Source organism: Paenibacillus sp. GD4, assembly GCF_030846225.1.
Taxonomy (GTDB): Bacteria; Bacillota; Bacilli; order Paenibacillales; family NBRC-103111; genus Paenibacillus_G; species Paenibacillus_G silviterrae.
Window position 1 is genome coordinate 3398647 of the sequence record NZ_JAVCYK010000001.1, and the last position, 15013, is coordinate 3413659.

At 53.4% G+C, this 15013-nt stretch carries 19 protein-coding genes; 12 read left to right on the plus strand and 7 right to left on the minus strand.

Going from position 1 to position 15013, the window contains the following annotated elements; genetic code table 11:
- The first annotated feature begins 15 nt into the window (after nucleotides 1-15).
- From RAC89_RS16440 to RAC89_RS16465, 6 genes are all read left to right on the plus strand, one after another.
- A complete protein-coding gene (locus RAC89_RS16440; RefSeq protein ID WP_306614751.1) occupies nucleotides 16-2187 on the plus strand; it encodes a hypothetical protein in 2172 nt (723 codons plus the stop codon).
- Between the two features lie 182 nt (nucleotides 2188-2369).
- Complete coding sequence (locus RAC89_RS16445; RefSeq protein ID WP_306614753.1) at nucleotides 2370-3302, plus strand: manganese-dependent inorganic pyrophosphatase; 933 nt, start codon at nucleotides 2370-2372, stop codon at nucleotides 3300-3302.
- A 168-nt stretch (nucleotides 3303-3470) separates the two neighbouring features.
- Entirely contained in the window at nucleotides 3471-3722 is a 252-nt protein-coding gene (locus RAC89_RS16450) for a hypothetical protein (RefSeq protein ID WP_306614755.1), read from the plus strand.
- 7 nt (nucleotides 3723-3729) lie between these two features.
- Nucleotides 3730-3927: a hypothetical protein gene (locus RAC89_RS16455; protein ID WP_306614757.1), complete on the plus strand. Its 198-nt coding sequence runs from the start codon at nucleotides 3730-3732 to the stop codon at nucleotides 3925-3927.
- Between the two features lie 17 nt (nucleotides 3928-3944).
- On the plus strand, nucleotides 3945-4094 hold the full coding sequence (locus RAC89_RS16460) for a hypothetical protein (protein ID WP_284644452.1): 150 nt from the start codon (nucleotides 3945-3947) through the stop codon (nucleotides 4092-4094).
- A gap of 21 nt (nucleotides 4095-4115) precedes the next feature.
- Complete coding sequence (locus RAC89_RS16465) at nucleotides 4116-4334, plus strand: hypothetical protein (RefSeq protein WP_306614760.1); 219 nt, start codon at nucleotides 4116-4118, stop codon at nucleotides 4332-4334.
- A 68-nt stretch (nucleotides 4335-4402) separates the two neighbouring features.
- Here the strand turns inward: RAC89_RS16465 and RAC89_RS16470 are convergent, their stop codons facing one another.
- From RAC89_RS16470 to panD, 4 genes are all read right to left on the minus strand, one after another.
- Nucleotides 4403-4624, minus strand: coding sequence for a hypothetical protein (locus RAC89_RS16470; RefSeq protein ID WP_284644456.1), 222 nt, complete (start codon nucleotides 4622-4624; stop codon nucleotides 4403-4405).
- 78 nt (nucleotides 4625-4702) lie between these two features.
- On the minus strand, nucleotides 4703-4867 hold the full coding sequence (locus RAC89_RS16475; protein WP_306614762.1) for a hypothetical protein: 165 nt from the start codon (nucleotides 4865-4867) through the stop codon (nucleotides 4703-4705).
- 175 nt (nucleotides 4868-5042) lie between these two features.
- The gene (locus RAC89_RS16480) at nucleotides 5043-5780 is read right to left on the minus strand and encodes a YheC/YheD family protein (protein WP_306614764.1); all 738 of its coding nucleotides are present in this window, start codon (nucleotides 5778-5780) and stop codon (nucleotides 5043-5045) included.
- Complete coding sequence (gene panD / locus RAC89_RS16485; RefSeq protein ID WP_306614766.1) at nucleotides 5777-6175, minus strand: aspartate 1-decarboxylase; 399 nt, start codon at nucleotides 6173-6175, stop codon at nucleotides 5777-5779. The genes RAC89_RS16480 and panD overlap by 4 nt, the downstream gene beginning before the upstream one ends.
- Before the next feature lie 171 nt (nucleotides 6176-6346).
- Between panD and RAC89_RS16490 the strand changes: the two genes are divergently transcribed.
- The 3 genes from RAC89_RS16490 (at nucleotide 6347) to yunB (ending at nucleotide 9481) form a co-directional block, all read left to right on the plus strand.
- Entirely contained in the window at nucleotides 6347-7396 is a 1050-nt protein-coding gene (locus tag RAC89_RS16490) for a metallophosphoesterase family protein (RefSeq protein ID WP_306614768.1), read from the plus strand.
- A gap of 164 nt (nucleotides 7397-7560) precedes the next feature.
- Entirely contained in the window at nucleotides 7561-8094 is a 534-nt protein-coding gene (locus RAC89_RS16495; RefSeq protein ID WP_306614770.1) for a CBO0543 family protein, read from the plus strand.
- Nucleotides 8095-8737: 643 nt separating this feature from the next.
- Nucleotides 8738-9481, plus strand: a complete 744-nt coding sequence (gene yunB / locus RAC89_RS16500) for a sporulation protein YunB (protein ID WP_306614772.1) — start codon at nucleotides 8738-8740, stop codon at nucleotides 9479-9481.
- Nucleotides 9482-9521: 40 nt separating this feature from the next.
- Here yunB and RAC89_RS16505 read toward each other — a convergent pair whose 3' ends face one another.
- On the minus strand, nucleotides 9522-10592 hold the full coding sequence (locus RAC89_RS16505) for a M23 family metallopeptidase (protein ID WP_373429948.1): 1071 nt from the start codon (nucleotides 10590-10592) through the stop codon (nucleotides 9522-9524).
- A gap of 138 nt (nucleotides 10593-10730) precedes the next feature.
- Between RAC89_RS16505 and larC2 the strand changes: the two genes are divergently transcribed.
- On the plus strand, nucleotides 10731-11222 hold the full coding sequence (larC2, locus tag RAC89_RS16510) for a nickel pincer cofactor biosynthesis protein LarC2 (RefSeq protein ID WP_284644472.1): 492 nt from the start codon (nucleotides 10731-10733) through the stop codon (nucleotides 11220-11222).
- Nucleotides 11223-11244: 22 nt separating this feature from the next.
- On the opposite strand, the gene larC is transcribed toward larC2, so the two are convergent.
- Together larC and larB are read right to left on the minus strand one after the other, a co-directional pair.
- Complete coding sequence (larC, locus tag RAC89_RS16515; protein WP_306616111.1) at nucleotides 11245-12264, minus strand: nickel pincer cofactor biosynthesis protein LarC; 1020 nt, start codon at nucleotides 12262-12264, stop codon at nucleotides 11245-11247.
- A 9-nt stretch (nucleotides 12265-12273) separates the two neighbouring features.
- Entirely contained in the window at nucleotides 12274-13071 is a 798-nt protein-coding gene (larB, locus tag RAC89_RS16520; RefSeq protein WP_306614774.1) for a nickel pincer cofactor biosynthesis protein LarB, read from the minus strand.
- Nucleotides 13072-13302: 231 nt separating this feature from the next.
- Here larB and lipA point away from each other — a divergent pair, with 231 nt between their 5' ends.
- The gene (gene lipA, locus RAC89_RS16525; RefSeq protein WP_306614776.1) at nucleotides 13303-14175 is read left to right on the plus strand and encodes a lipoyl synthase; all 873 of its coding nucleotides are present in this window, start codon (nucleotides 13303-13305) and stop codon (nucleotides 14173-14175) included.
- A gap of 30 nt (nucleotides 14176-14205) precedes the next feature.
- Nucleotides 14206-15009 carry a YutD family protein gene (locus RAC89_RS16530; protein ID WP_306614777.1) on the plus strand — a complete coding sequence of 268 codons (804 nt, stop codon included), beginning with the start codon at nucleotides 14206-14208 and terminating at the stop codon, nucleotides 15007-15009.
- Nucleotides 15010-15013: the final 4 nt, after the last annotated feature.

Below are 15013 nucleotides of genomic sequence, written 5' to 3' on the forward strand. Positions count from 1 at the left end.
AAGGAGGACAATGGAATGCTGCTACATAAAAACAGCCGCCGGCTTACGAAGTGGATGGCGGTACTGCTCACGGTCTGTTTGGCTCTTGCACTGCTGGCTCCGGGGATTTCCCATGCCGGCAAGGAGGGAGTTTTCATCGATAGCTCCGTGTATTTTACGCTGGAGGAAGCGGCGCTCTCGCAAGGCAGCGATAACCAGACGCTTCGGTTTCAAGTGAAGCTGAATAATGACGGCTGGACCCCGGTCGACTATAACCGGTTCGGGGTGAAGGTGACTACCGCTGCCGGGGGCAGCTATTATGCCGGTCTCTTGCAAAAAGGAGAGGGGATCGTTGCCGCGTATTCGGCGGCTTCCTACTACTTCACCTCGACCTTGCCGGCCGGTGTGACACCTGACCAAATGTTCGTCACCATTTTCGAACGAAACGGAGGCGGCATCCAAGATTTGGGCTCGCTTACTGTGGCCAAGCTGGAAAATTTCCGCCAAAGCCATCAGGAGGTGCTGCTGGCCCTCTCCGAGCTGGATGCGGCCGCATCGAACAGTGAAATCCTGTCGTTCCGCGCCATGAAGGGCTTCGCTAATCCGCAGGAGGACGGGAATTGGCTGATTACGCTTGATCTTATCGTCACACCTCAGGGAACGGATACCGTAACCTTACCTGCTGCGTTAAAATATTACCTGCGCGACGCAAACGGCTACGCGCATCCGATGACGGCCAAGTTACTGAACGGAGGGGCTGCGCTAAGCGCCGGACAAACGTCGCATGTGCTGCTTACGGCTTCCATGGACCGTAAGCCTTCGCTCGAAGGTCTTTCACTTGAGCTGTCCAAGGATGTCTCGTCTACGAAGCCGCTAGGCAAAATGTCGCTGTCCGCGTTATTTACGCTGGCTAAAACCGGAGAAGAAGTAGCTTACGAGCTCTCCGGACAACAGGGAGTTGCCGTGGCCGTTGCCAAGGCGGAGGCACTGCAGCAGGGTGGGAAGCGCCAAGCGCTGATTACCGCCGTGCTGCATAATAACAGCGGCAAAACCTTGAAGGCTCCGAGCCTTGCGGGAAGCCTGGTATCCGTCTCCAGCGAGCTTACATGGAAGACCGATGCCGTCTTGAAGCCGGAATCGTATGTAGCTACCGGCGCGGACGCAACGTACAAGTTCGCAGCAGAAATCCCGGAGGGCGTTGACGAAACTACCCTTCAGTTCCTCATCGGGGAAGAGGTTTCCGCGTCGTCGGCTGCGTCGAATACAAGCTCTACTACGGGCACAACGAATACATCTGCGAACTCGAATGCGAGCCAAGCCTCTTCCGGTTCTTCCGCTGCATCGACCGTACCGGTTGCTACGGTAAGCCTGGAGGGAGGACTGATCTCCGTCGACTCAGGACTGGAGCAGCTGACCTCTTACGAGCTGGGCAAGCCGCTTGTTTTCGATACGACCAGCAAGCTGATCGATCCGAAGCTGGAGGTATCCGTCGTCGAGCTCAGCGGCCATACGAATGCCGAGAACGGCTATCAAACCGTAGTTGCCAAGTTTAAGTTTCTGAACAAAAGCGGTCAGACCATGACGCTTCCGACCTTCGCAACGGAGCTGACGGATGCCTTCGGCACTTCTTATCCGGGAACGCGCCAGACGACGGAGCTGCAGCAGCTGATTCCGAACTCGGCGTATGTATACAGCTATTCTTACCTGCTGCCGCCTGCGTCCGAAGGCCCGTATAAGCTGTCGATCCTGGATCAGTCGACCACTTCAAAATACAAGGTTTCGATTTCGGACTATGCGGTTCAAGTGAATAAGCTCGGAGAAGAGCTTCCGTACGACATTTCGCCGACGCTGGCCATGTATCCGTACAAGATCAGAGTGGAGAGCTATGACATCTCGGCTCTGTACAGCGGCGGGAACTTCAGTTACAAGCTCGGACTAAGCCTTGATATTCAGAAGGAAGAACAGGTGATTACCGATTCGGCCTTCTCGACCTTGGAATTCGAGATCATTGACCGTAACGGGCGTACGCTCGGCAGCTCCGTTCAAACGCTGCAGGGAACGAACAAGCTCATCAGCGGCTTGCAGACGATCAGCTTCACGAACCTCAAGACAGAGCAGTACAACTTCCCTCTGCGGGTTCGCGTGTACGAAGCGATCGCAACGCCTACCGGAACGGTGAAGCGCCTGCTCGCGGAGCTGAAGCAGTAACGGCACAAGTAAAATCCGCTCATCACCCCCTAGGGTGAGGGCGGATTTTATTTTGTCATGAATATATTGTAATTAAGATAAGTAAAGGAATTGGATTTCAGCGAGTATAGCGATATAATCTAACTTAGGCATTTCTAAGAGGTAATGTTTAACATCCAATCTCATCATAAAGGAGTAAGATCATGGCTAAAGCATTGATTTTCGGACACAAAAATCCCGATACGGATTCCATCTGCTCTGCACTCGTATATGCTGATTTGAAAACCAAACTGGGCTTCGAGGTGGAGGCGGTTCGGCTCGGTTCCGTCAGCAGCGAAACGCAATTTGTTCTGGATTACTTCAAGGTAAGCGCTCCTCGTCAAGTGGAGACGGTTGCGAACGAAGTGAAGGATGTCATCCTCGTTGACCATAACGAGCGTCAGCAAAGCGCTAACGATATCGACCAGGTCACTGTGCGTGAGGTTATCGACCACCACCGTATCGCCAACTTCGAAACAAGCGGTCCGCTCTACTACCGTGCGGAACCGGTGGGCTGCACGACTACCATCCTGAACAAGCTGTACAAGGAAAACGGCGTAGCGGTGACCAAGGAAATCGCCGGTCTGATGCTGTCTGCGATTATCTCCGATACGCTGCTGCTGAAATCGCCAACCTGCACGGAGCAGGACGTGGCCGCAGCCCGCGAGCTTGCAGCGATTGCCGGCGTGGAGCTTGAAGTGTACGGCTTGTCCATGCTGAAGGCTGGTGCCGACCTGAGCGACAAGACGATTCCTCAGCTGATTTCCCTCGATTCCAAGGAATTCTCCATGGGCAGCGCGAAGGTGGAGATCGCCCAAGTCAACGCGGTTGATGTCAACGATGTGCTGTCCCGTCAAGCCGAGCTGGAAGACGCGCTGAACGGCATCATCGCCGAGAAGAACCTGGATCTGTTCCTGTTCGTAGTTACCGATATCCTGAACAATGACTCCATCGGGATTGCGCTCGGCCGCGCAGCCGGCAACGTAGAGCAGGCTTACAATGTAAAGCTGGAGAACAACAAGGCTGTGTTGAAGGGCGTCGTTTCCCGTAAGTCGCAGATCGTGCCTGTTCTGACAGACATTTTCAACAAGCAATAAGCCGAAAGGATTCAAGCCTAGTCATGTTGCGCCGCGGCGCAGATGGCTGGGCTTTTTTCGTTACGTTCGAATCGGCCGCCGCGATGGGCACTTAAAGGATATTTCACGGTTCGGAAGGGAACGTTATGTCTGTTTGGCATTTCCATAATGTGCAAAGGGGCATATGAGATGAAGCGTATGGCGGTTGTTATGATAGCATTGGTTGTCGGGATGAGCCTGACAGCATGCGGAGGAAACAAAGGCGGCAATCAGACGGGCCAAGGCGGGCAGGGGCAATCCCAGATGCAGCAGCAAGGCGGCCAAGGGCAGGGGCAAGGGACGCAGCCTCAAAGCACACCGGGGAACGGTGACGGAGGCGGTGGAGTCGGCGGCAGCCGGGAGAGCGGGTCGCACGCGCCAAGCTCCAGTGGAGGAGCATAAAGGCCGTATGAACGAGCGCAAGGAAGGGCTGGAAGCGTATAGTCTTACCCCTAAAGAGAGCGTTAAGCCTGAGCAGACGGCGGCCCCGAGGATGCTTCGCCATTCCAAACGGCTGGAGCAGCAGATTCATGAGAAGGAAGAGATCACCAACGTGCCTGGGGACTCCGCATTTAAAGCTGCCCTAGATGTAGAGGAACAACCCTGAAGAGGAGGAATGAGCAGATGAAATCTTACAAAACCGGTGAAGAGGCTCCTAAGAACGGCGTGTTTGAAACGGTGACCGGACGCAAGATGCAATACAAGAAGGGCGAGCTGTTCCAAGCATGTCCCGACACCGGAGGCAAAACGGATTGGAAAAGCTGTGATGTGTAGTGTATTTTCGGAGGTACGAGAATGACGGATATTTTCGATAAGCATACCGAGGAAGTAGAGGAGCATTCCCATTACGTCAACTATGATCCCGATCTAAACCATCATGAAGACGACAGCCTCGAGGAGGCGCATTGCTACCTGGATCTGCAGCAGGTTCCGCGCCTAACAAGCGATCAAACCCGAATGAGCCTCAAGAGCCGAATCCAGTGGTTAATCGGGAAACGACATCAGGATATGTAAGGTGGCCCGAAAAGCTATTCCGCACCTGCGGAATAGCTTTTACGATTTCGGCGGGCCGGATGGCAAGCTTATTTTCTTTTTTTACGCGGCTTCCGGCTGCTGGTTGTGCATACCTCATCCTTCACGGTGTAGGTGACGTAATGCTGGGGTACAGGCACACAGTGATGCTGATTAATAATTTCTACAGGATGAACGACCGGTACGACCTGAGGGTAATACATGTTGTTGTATACCTGTGTAGGTGCGGTATAGATTGGGCTGGCCGTTGGACATTGGTGCTGATAAGCCATTCTCATCATCTCCTTAGCTTTGATGGTCTATTGTATGAGACAACAGCCGCAGAGGATTGTTCGAATGTCCCGTATTCCCTAACTTCCGTTCAAGGCCAGTCCCCATAGACTCATTCCGCTGATCAACACAATAAACATAAGCACGAGCCAAACCGGCTGATAAGCCTGGCGTACCTGTTCCGTAAGCTGCGTTCCCGACATGTAGACGAATTGCTGCTTTTCCATTTCGCTTTGTTGGTTCATTTGTGTGTTCATAGGCGAATCTATCAACCTCTCCGTGTAAGATTCTAGGAATAGTGTTGACGAATCTATTCAAGGGTAAACGGTAGAAAAGAGAGATTCATAGAAAAAATCACTCCTCATCCGAGAAGTGATTGTTAGTTGACCTGCTGCGTTACCAATCAGGCTCATCTTCGTATCATTTACTATAAGCGAGAATTGTTCGGTACATCGTCCGGTCCTTCAGTCGCTTGAACAGGGAAAGTGTCGGCTTGTAGTTGACCTCAATAATCCAGACGTGGCCGCTCTTATCGACTCCTATATCAACACCCATCGCCCGAACCCAGCGATACCTCGGATACAGCTGCTTTGCCGAAAGCATGGCTACGCGATCGATATCGCTTAGGATGTCCTGCAGGCGTCGGTCCGTGATCCCTGCTTTCTGGAGTGCATGCTCCACGGTTACGATTTTTCCGCCGCTGCGCGCGACGTTGGTTATAATGTATCCGTGGCCGGCTACCTTAGCGAGCTTTCCGGTCAGCTTCCAGGTGCTGCTGCCGCGTTTGCGCTGGACCATGACGCGAAGATCGAAGGGGCGATGCTGTACAGTGGCCAGCGAGATGCGCTGCTGGACGATGTAGTTTTTCGTTATCTTGCTGCGGAGATACGCATATAGCGATTCTTTGCTGGAGAATGTCTGCACCTTGGTGTCCTGTTGGAGCTCATATTGCCGGCCTTCAACCTTCCGCACACGCATGACACCGCTGCCGCCCCATTTGCCGGTTGGCTTCACGATTACCTCTCCGTACCGGTCGAGGAAGCTGTACAAGGACGACTCGCGCAGCCACATCGTTTTGGGCAGGTGGCGCGACAGCGCCGAAGACCGATTAAGCAGCCTGTATTTGGTCCATTTGGAGGTACTGATTTCTTTCGTCATTTGCGCTTCTCCTCTTGCTCCTTGATAATCAGGTCGTGCTCTTCAACTCGAACCACCTGATTTTTTTCGTCGACGAAAACAACACGCGGCTTCAGTGCTTCAATTTCCTCGGGAGTCATCAGGGCGAGACTTAGAATAATGACCAGATCCCCTGGAGAGAACAGGTGGGCCGGGGGACCGTTGAGGCCGATTTTGCCTGACTGGGCAGGACCTGGTATGGCGTAGGTTTTCCAGCGGGTGGCATTGCGCAGGCTGGTGACCTGCACCATTTCGTAAGGCAGGATGCCGGCTTCCTTCATCAGCAAAGGATCGATTGTGATACTCCCCACGTAGTCCAGATCGGCCTCCGTCACGACAGCACGGTGTATTTTTCCTTTGCACATTAATCTCAGCATGACAATAACCCTCCTTCAAAGGCCTATAACTACAGGGTATGTCGGTGTGCTCCGGCATGCCATGGGCAAACGTTCGGTAATTGTCAGGAAACTTTCAACCGATGTTTACAATTAATTCACAATTCTATGCGATAATAGTTAGTAACTATTCGAAAGTGGGGGAAAGTACCCATGCTCTCCAGGCGACAATTTATTAAGAGGCTGCTGGGCGTTGCGGCAGCGCTTACCGGCGGCGGCGCACTTCTGATGCAGGCACTGAAAGGGAAGGAATCCGGCGGTCCGATGGCAGCTGAGACGCAGACACAGCCAGCCGGCCCCGCAGCGGCATCGGTACCACAGCCAGCCGAGAAGGATAATCGGCTTTTGCTTTCCTTTTTTCTGCTGAGTGACGTGCACATATCCGACGGCATTTCTACCATGACGGATAAGCTGCATTCGGCACTGAAGGATATCACCAAATTCGAATCTCCCGTGGATACGATCATCTTTGGCGGCGATGTGACGGATATGGCCAGGGAAACCGACTACAAGCTGCTGCGTAAAATTTTGGACGGCTACAAGCTTCCGCCGATTTACGGCAATATGGGCAATCACGATTATTACGACATCTGGATTAACAAGAAGGGTGAATGGTCCACCGAGACGAAGCCCAACGGGAAAACCGATGCCATGGCGCGCGAGCGTTTTATGAAATTTTTCGGATACAAGGATAAGCCTTACAAGGATGTTTGGGTGGGTGACGTCCATCTGATTCTACTGTCGCAGGAAGCGTATGCCGAGGAGAAGCCTGAGGTTGGCGAGGGCGCCTGGTACTCGGATGAGCAGCTCAAATGGTTCGAAGAGGTCATGAAGGCGCACGAGGACGGCCGACCGGCGTTTGTCTTCATCCATCAGCCGCTGCCCGCTCCGGATACGGACGGCAGAACGCATCAGATGATCCGGGCGAAGGAATTCCGCGCCATTCTGAAGCCGTACCGCAATGTATTCGTGCTGTCGGGGCACACGCACCGCAATTTTGCCACGGAGAGCCATTACAACACGCAGAATACGTTCCATTGGTTCAATAACGCCTCTGTCGGCAAAACGCGCAGCTCAAACAACCCCGATGTGGCGCAAGGCATGTACGTTCAGGTGTATGCGAATGAGGTTGTCGTGAGGGGCCGGGAGTTTTCCGACCGCAGCTGGATCGAATCGGCGAAATATACCGTCCCTTTAATATAAACGCAAGGCTTGGCATCTCGTGCAGTATGCAGGAGAAGGCTGAGCTTTTTTTGCGTGCTTAAAGGGGTATATCATTTATGGGGTAAAAGGTTCGTATCGTTTAACTTAACGAGTTATGGAAACACTAGAACCATAATTAACCTTCCCTTAGTGTGGTGTAACCAATGAATGAGCAATTACATGAAATGCAGCAAAATATGGCATATGAGGAGCTCCAAAGATGGTTGAATGACGGTATATTTACTTGGACCTGGTGGTTTATGCTGGGGGTCTTTGTGATCCCGTGGTGTATTCTTATCAGGCTCATTGACCGCAAGAGGGCTCTTTCCATTTGGTTTTTTGGTCTAATGGTGTTAATCCTCTCCTCCTTTTTGGACGACCTTGGCGCGGAAATCGGCATTTGGACATACCCTGTTAAGCTCGTGCCTTATTCATTAATTGCGTTTCCTTTTGATTTTTCTATCATTCCGGTAGCACAAATGTTGATTTATCAGTACTTCACAACCTGGAAATCCTTCTCTCTTGCTTTAGTTCTGCAGGCTGCTATATTCGCTTTTATCGGTGAGCCGTTTTCCGTTTGGGCCGGAGCGGTTTCTTATTTTGGATGGACCTACTGCTATTCCTTTGTTTTTTATATCGTTACCGGTGCTTTCACCAGAGCATTTGTAAATTACTGGTCACGAAAGCAGTGCCTTTGACATCAGACACTCTAACCCTCCCTTTCCTTAACAGTGGAGTATAAAAAAACCATTTGCATCCAAAACTACCGTTATTCTCTGTGGACGGGGGTAACGGCTATGATTGTGTTAACCAATGCTGCATTGCTGCTTATAGCAGTTACCTCAGGTTCCTTGAAATTCTGGGAAAAATACTACAAAACCGCCCTGTACGTTTCTCTGTGTAATCTGCTCTACAATTACCTGTGCCGAGACTATTTAATATGGTCCTTTCATCCGGATATGCTATTGAACCATAAGACTACGGATTTGCTTAATACGTTTGTGCTTCTTCCATGACCATCCTTTATCTTCACTTTTTTTCCCGTACTCATAAAAAGTTATTTTATTATCTACTGTGGGTCGTTGGTTATGCGGCTCTTGAGTATGCATGGTATAACAAAGGAAATATTACTTATGATCATGGCTGGAATATTTTTTGGTCTGCCGGATTTAGTCTTTGTATTTCATGTGCCGGTCTGGAACGATGAATACCCGCCGAATCCGTCTCCCTAAATCGCGGTACCGCCGTCCCCATGCAGAAGAGCCTGCCCTTCTTTTCTAGAAGCAAGCTGCATATGCTTGTATGGATCAGGACCGCTGCTTGCGGACGAGGGGGGAGTCGATGATCAGGCGAAGATGGAGAAGCCGTCCCACCGGCAAAGCCAGACTGAAACGAAACCTGCTTATCATTCTCGTAATCCTGCTGCTGTTCCTCATTCAGGGCTACGTATATGTGGATACACATCTGAAGGAGCCGCTGATGAGCTTGGCGAAGGTACGCATTAAGCAAATGGCGACGGAGGCCATCAATAGCGCGATCAGCGAACGGGTGTCGGAGACGACCAATTTCGAAAAGCTGATCGACTGGCGGTCGGATAAGAATGGGAAGGTCACCGGTTTCTCGCTGAATTACGGTGAGCATATGAAGATTACTTCGGAAACGGTTCGGACTGTAGAGCAAAAGCTGAAAGCGCTGGAATCGGTACCGGAGCACATCCCGCTAGGGCAAGCGATGAGCAGTCCGATCCTCGCTTCCTTCGGGCCGGACATTCCGATTAAGCTGACGCCTGCCGGCGCCGCGAAGGTAGAGCTGAATACACGGTATCAGAATGCCGGCATCAATATGATCCTCGTGGAGGTTTATATTCGGATTACCGTGGAGCTGACGATCATCATTCCGTTCGATACCGTTCCGGAGGTGGTACAAACCGAGCTGCCGATTTCGTACTCGCTTGTGGTAGGGGATGTCCCGACTTATTATTTCGACGGCAAGGGCAATCCGGTCGGCCAGTCGAATCCGCTGCCGCCGGGCATATCGCTGCCGAATCTGAGTATGCCGGCTCCTGCGGGCAAGGAAGCCAAATAACCCGGAGTCCCTTCACAGAGGGGCTTCGGGTTATTTCGTTTCAGCGCTTTTTCTTGCGCATCCGCTCTTCGCGCTCCCACTTGCGAAGATGCGGGTACGGGTCGAAGGACCAGTCGGTGAGACCGTTATCTCTGTACAATCCGTAATGCAGATGCGGAGGGAATTTGCCGGAGGTACCTGGCTTGCCGTAGCCGGTGCTGCCGACCCAGCCGACCACCTGACCCGGGGCTACGATATCACCTTCCTTAAGCCCCTTTTGAAAGCCGGAGAGATGAGCGTAGTAGTGATACACATTGTTTAGGTCACGAATTCCGATGCGCCAGCCCCCATAGGGGTTCCAGCCTTTGATCTCCACCACGCCGTAAGCAGCGCTGCGTACCGGAACGCCATGGCCGGCGAACAAGTCGGTGCCCTCATGGATCCGGTAGCCGCCCCAGCCGCGGCTCGCTCCCCATGTGCTGCGATAGGAATAGTCGGCGCCAAGGGGCATGACGAAGCAGTGCTCGTGCAGGTCCAAGGTTTCGAACTTGGCGTAAATTTTAGCAAACTGCTGGATTCGTTCCACGCTTCTCGTATTCTGGTAGTACTCCCACAGCCCGATTCGCAGATCATCCTCTACGCTGCCGCGTTTGAGCAGGAACATCGCCATCGAGTACAGCCGGTCCAGATCGTTGTTCCGGTCAGCCAGATGATCCCCGGAACCGTCAAGACCGATTCCGCCGAACATGGCGATGCTCTTTTCATTCTGATCGTTGTAGTCAGGGTTCATCATACCGACCCATTGCAGCTCGGTGAAGCGGATGGCAATAAGTCCGTCCGGAGCGGCCGCTCGCTTCTTGGTCATGTTGATGGTTCGTTCGTACTGGTCTACAGCGGCTAAATAATACCAAGGGAGGCCGGTCAAGGCACTCACCTTCTCGAACATATCCTTTCGCTCGGTAAATATCGTTTTCATGCCGCCGTCATTCTTGACGGCTTTCGGTGCGGTGGCATTGGCACTGACCTCTACAGAGGGAGCGGGCTGCTCTGCCCTTGCCTGAATTTCCGACGTTCCAGACGCAATAGCGATGATCAGGGCAGCTGTTAGCGCTTGAGCGCGGCGTCCTTTCACTATAGTTTCCTCCTTTGGAAAACATCTGCGTTAGCCGAAATAGTAATCATAGGTTGCGCTGGGCGCTGCCTTTTTATCCCGCCGCCTTTTTGGTATAATCGAACGAAATCAAGGCGCGGCTGCAGGGAGGGATGGCTTGTGAGCTTTCAGCACAGGGAAGAGCATATTGACGATCACATGCTGATGATTCAGGCGAATATCGATGACATGAATCCGGAGCTTTGCTCCTATATCGGAGAGCTTCTTTTTGAACAGGGGGCCAACGATGTGTTCTGGATTCCGATTATTATGAAAAAAGGGCGTCCCGGCGTAATGCTCAATGTTCTGGTAGCGGAGGCGGAGCTGGAACGGATGGAGGAAATTATTTTTCGCGAGACCACCACAATCGGTTTGCGGTATTTGCGGGCTTCGTGCCATCGTTTGGGAAGGGATTTCCACCGGGTGGACACGCAGTGGGGGCCTGTCAGTGTGAAGGCCGGCTACCACCGGGGGAAGCTGGTGCAGTTTGCGCCGGAGTTCAAGGAGTGCGAGCAGGTAGCCAAGCAGTATGGTGTTCCGTTGAAGCTGGTGTATGACGAGGTGCGGAGGCGATTTCTCAGTGAGCAGACAAAAGAACCGTTCGGGCCATGAAGCGGCTCGAACGGTTCTTTTACTAACGGCAGAGGGTATCCTGCGGCTCTTCACTCGAGTGGGCAGGGGGGTGGTTATGGGAGTGCTTATGCTCCTGCTTATGATCCGCGTGATCGTGCTCATGGTGGTGCTCATGGTCGTGACCGTGTTCATGATGCTTGTGGTCATGAGTGTGATCATGGCTGTGATCGTGCCCGTGACTGTGTCCATGATCTCCGTGATGATGATGGTGATCGTGTTCATGGTGATGATGATGGTGGCTATGGCTGTGTGCCAGCTCCTCATGGTGCACCTGCCATTTGTGCATATACGGATCCGATTCTCCTACTACGACCCTCAGCACGTTAGGCTGATTCGGCAAGTCACGGGTACCTGCGCCGTAGCCGATAGAGTCGACGATCATCGGAGGCAGGCCGCGTGCGAACTCGTCCACCAGGCCGGATATGATTCCGGCGCCCGTCGGTGTCGTCATCTCCAGGGAATAAGAAGTCGGCACAATCGGCAGTCCGCGCATCATCTCGAGCGTCGCCGGAGCAGGCACCGGATAAATGCCATGATCGCAATGGACCGTTCCCGAGCCGAGCGGTACAGGGGAGGAGTAAATTTTCTCGATGCCTAAGGAATCAATAGCCAGTGCTGCCCCAATGACATCCACGATGGAATCGATTGCCCCCACTTCGTGAAAATGAACCCGCTCGACCGGAATATCGTGAATTTTTGCCTCGGAAATGGCGATCTTCTCGAAGATCGCAAGACTCAGCTTTACCGTACGCTCGGAAAACCCGGCTCGTGTAATGATATCCACGATCTCGGAATAATGCCGGTGATGCTTCGGCGGCGTGTGCGGGTCCAGCAATACATCCAGCTTCAAGGCTGAGATGCCGCGTTTGTTCACACGCTTCCATTCAAGAGCGAATGGCTCTATCTTGATTTTTTTCAATTCCTCTTCAATATAACTGCGATCCGCACCGGCATCGACCAACGCGCCAAGGGTCATATCTCCGCTAATACCGGAGAAGCAATCCAAGTATAAAATTTTCACCAATTTTGCCTACCTCTCGCTTTTTTGGTTTTTATAAATCAGCGCTGCATTATAGCCCGCCCCGAAGCCGTTGTCGATGTTGACCACCGAAACGCCGGGAGCGCAGGAATTCAACATGGCCAGCAAGGCCGCAATGCCGTTAAAGCTGGCGCCATAGCCTATGCTGGTCGGCACGGCGATGACAGGCTTCGATACCAGCCCGCCCAGCACGCTGGTAAGGGCGCCTTCCATTCCTGCAGCGACCACGACTACGGATGCTCCGCGGATTAAGGGCAGCCGCCGGAACAGACGGTGAATCCCGGCTACGCCGACATCGAATACCCGTTCGACACGGCAGCCCATGATCTCTGCCGTAATAGCGGCTTCCTCAGCGACCGGCACGTCCGACGTGCCTGCGCATACGACGGCGATGTATCCCTCGTTCGCGGCGGCAGCGCTCTTCCCGCTTGCGGATTGCCACGTCAACGCCCGTGCGCTCTCATGATAGGCTGCCTCGGGAATTTGCTGCAGGATATGCTCGGCCTTATCCCGGCTGACCCGCGTAGCCAGCACCCGGTCCGTCTGCGCCATCAGCCTGGCGAAGATCGCAGCGATCTGCTCCGCGGTCTTTCCTTCGCCGAAGATAACCTCGGGAAAGCCGGTTCTCGCTGCCCGGTCTACGTCCAGCTGGGCATAGCCTAGAGAATCATCAATGCGCTGCCCCACAGCGGACGATGCCCCGGCCAGCTCCTCCAGCAGCTTTTTGGCTTCTTCTGTATCCATATCTCCGGATTGAACCAGCTGTAATATGCGCTCCATATTCATCATTGTCACGATTCCTCCGAATCTTTATGCTTCAACGCAGGCTTCTTTTTCCAAAACATCCTTTTCAGTGTACCACATTTACAAAGGAAAGTGGATTGTTTACCTATTCGTGATATAATAGCAAGTAAAATATATGAAAACCTGTGGGGGCGCCTTTCATGGAGGGGCGCTGCGATGCCGATGCAGGCTTTTCTTGTTTCACATCAGATCACCTTAGAAAGCGGGGGCATAAGGATGGCGACGAGATCCATCGAACGGAAACCCGACTGGCTCAAGATCAAATTAACCACGGGTGAAAATTATAAAGAGCTTAAGCAAATGATGCGTACCAAGACGCTGCACACCGTTTGCGAAGAGGCCAAGTGCCCTAACATACACGAATGCTGGGCCAACCGGACAGCAACCTTCATGATTCTTGGAGATATTTGCACGCGGGCCTGCCGCTTTTGTGCCGTAAAGTCGGGTCTCCCGACGGAGCTTGATCTGCAGGAGCCGGAGCGCGTAGCCGAAGCGGCGGAGCAGATGGGTCTTCGGCATGTCGTGGTGACCTCGGTCGCCCGCGATGACTTGCAGGACGGAGGCGCGTCCATTTTCGCCGAAACAATTCGGGCCATTCGCAAGCGATTGCCCTTCTCGGGGGTTGAGGTATTGATTCCCGACTTTATGGGGAATGAGGATTCTTTGCGTATGGTTCTTGAGGCGAAGCCGGATATTTTGAACCACAACGTGGAAACGGTCGAACGGATGTCCGACCGCGTACGCTCGAAAGCCAAGTACAGCCGCTCGCTGGAGCTGCTCCGGCGTTCCAAGGAAATCGCGCCGTCGATCCCTACCAAATCCAGCATTATGCTGGGCGTAGGGGAAGAATGGCCGGAAATTTTGCAGACGATGGATGATCTGCGCGCGGTGGACTGCAATATTATGACGATCGGACAATATTTGCAGCCGACGCTACAGCATTTGCCGGTAAAACAATTCTACACACCCGAACAATTCGCAGAGCTGAAGGAAGAGGGGATGAAACGAGGCTTCAGCCACGTAGAATCCGGACCGCTGGTACGAAGCTCCTACCATGCCCATGAGCAGGTGGAATCGGCGAAAGGGTAGACGTACAAGGGGATAAAGGAGGCAAGCAGCTTGTTCCATATTGCCAATCGAACCTATGAAGTGATCGTGGATCACAAGAACGGCTGGCGTCCAGAAGCTTTCCGTGAGCGGTACAGCGAGGTGCTGGACCGCTATGACTATATCGTCGGCGACTGGGGCTACAGCCAGCTAAGGCTTCGCGGATTTTTTAAGGACACCCATCCGAAGGCGACTCGTGAAACCACGATCGATACGCTTCAGGATTATTTGAACGAATATTGCAATTTCGGCTGTGCGTACTTCATCATTGAGCGGATCCCCGGCAAGAATCCGGACGGAACACCGGAGTTGTACGTCGAGGAGCCGGAGGAAGAGGAGTATGAGCCGCTTCCGCCTCCGCCGGTGAAGACCCATGCGCAGCCTCAGCAGCACGGCTCCCGCCAGCAAGGGCAGAAGCAGCAAGGGCAGGGCGGCGGACGACCGCAGCACCAAGGGTCAAGGCATCATAAGGACCGTGGGCGGGACAAGGACCAGCAGGGCCAGTCCAGACACCCGGGGCGGGGCGAGCATCAAGCACGCGGTGAGCAGCAGAGCCGCGGCGAGAACCAAGGCCATGTCCGCGGTGAGCATCAGGGGCAAGGACGCAATGAGCATCAAGGCAGACAAGGCAGTCATGGACAAGGCCGGCAAGAGCAAGGACAGGAGCACCGCCAAGGGCAACAAGGTCAGGGCCAAGGGAACCGCCCGCAGGGAGGACGCCCTGGAGGGTATCAGGGCCAGAACCGCAGCTCCTCCCGCAGCCACTCCAAGCCGAACCATCGCAATCAGGCGCCCGCGCCAACCCGCGAGCCATAAAGAA

What these genes read in the sequence shown, in the direction of transcription:
- RAC89_RS16440 (WP_306614751.1), top strand. Translation starts at nt 16, where the DNA reads ATGCTGCTACATAAAAACAGCCGCCGGCTTACGAAGTGGATGGCGGTA.
- RAC89_RS16445 (WP_306614753.1), top strand. Translation starts at nt 2,370, where the DNA reads ATGGCTAAAGCATTGATTTTCGGACACAAAAATCCCGATACGGATTCC.
- RAC89_RS16450 (WP_306614755.1), top strand. Translation starts at nt 3,471, where the DNA reads ATGAAGCGTATGGCGGTTGTTATGATAGCATTGGTTGTCGGGATGAGC.
- RAC89_RS16455 (WP_306614757.1), top strand. Translation starts at nt 3,730, where the DNA reads ATGAACGAGCGCAAGGAAGGGCTGGAAGCGTATAGTCTTACCCCTAAA.
- RAC89_RS16460 (WP_284644452.1), top strand. Translation starts at nt 3,945, where the DNA reads ATGAAATCTTACAAAACCGGTGAAGAGGCTCCTAAGAACGGCGTGTTT.
- RAC89_RS16465 (WP_306614760.1), top strand. Translation starts at nt 4,116, where the DNA reads ATGACGGATATTTTCGATAAGCATACCGAGGAAGTAGAGGAGCATTCC.
- RAC89_RS16470 (WP_284644456.1), bottom strand. Translation starts at nt 4,624, where the DNA reads ATGGCTTATCAGCACCAATGTCCAACGGCCAGCCCAATCTATACCGCA.
- RAC89_RS16475 (WP_306614762.1), bottom strand. Translation starts at nt 4,867, where the DNA reads ATGAACCAACAAAGCGAAATGGAAAAGCAGCAATTCGTCTACATGTCG.
- RAC89_RS16480 (WP_306614764.1), bottom strand. Translation starts at nt 5,780, where the DNA reads ATGACGAAAGAAATCAGTACCTCCAAATGGACCAAATACAGGCTGCTT.
- panD (WP_306614766.1), bottom strand. Translation starts at nt 6,175, where the DNA reads ATGCTGAGATTAATGTGCAAAGGAAAAATACACCGTGCTGTCGTGACG.
- RAC89_RS16490 (WP_306614768.1), top strand. Translation starts at nt 6,347, where the DNA reads ATGCTCTCCAGGCGACAATTTATTAAGAGGCTGCTGGGCGTTGCGGCA.
- RAC89_RS16495 (WP_306614770.1), top strand. Translation starts at nt 7,561, where the DNA reads ATGAATGAGCAATTACATGAAATGCAGCAAAATATGGCATATGAGGAG.
- yunB (WP_306614772.1), top strand. Translation starts at nt 8,738, where the DNA reads ATGATCAGGCGAAGATGGAGAAGCCGTCCCACCGGCAAAGCCAGACTG.
- larB (WP_306614774.1), bottom strand. Translation starts at nt 13,071, where the DNA reads ATGATGAATATGGAGCGCATATTACAGCTGGTTCAATCCGGAGATATG.
- lipA (WP_306614776.1), top strand. Translation starts at nt 13,303, where the DNA reads ATGGCGACGAGATCCATCGAACGGAAACCCGACTGGCTCAAGATCAAA.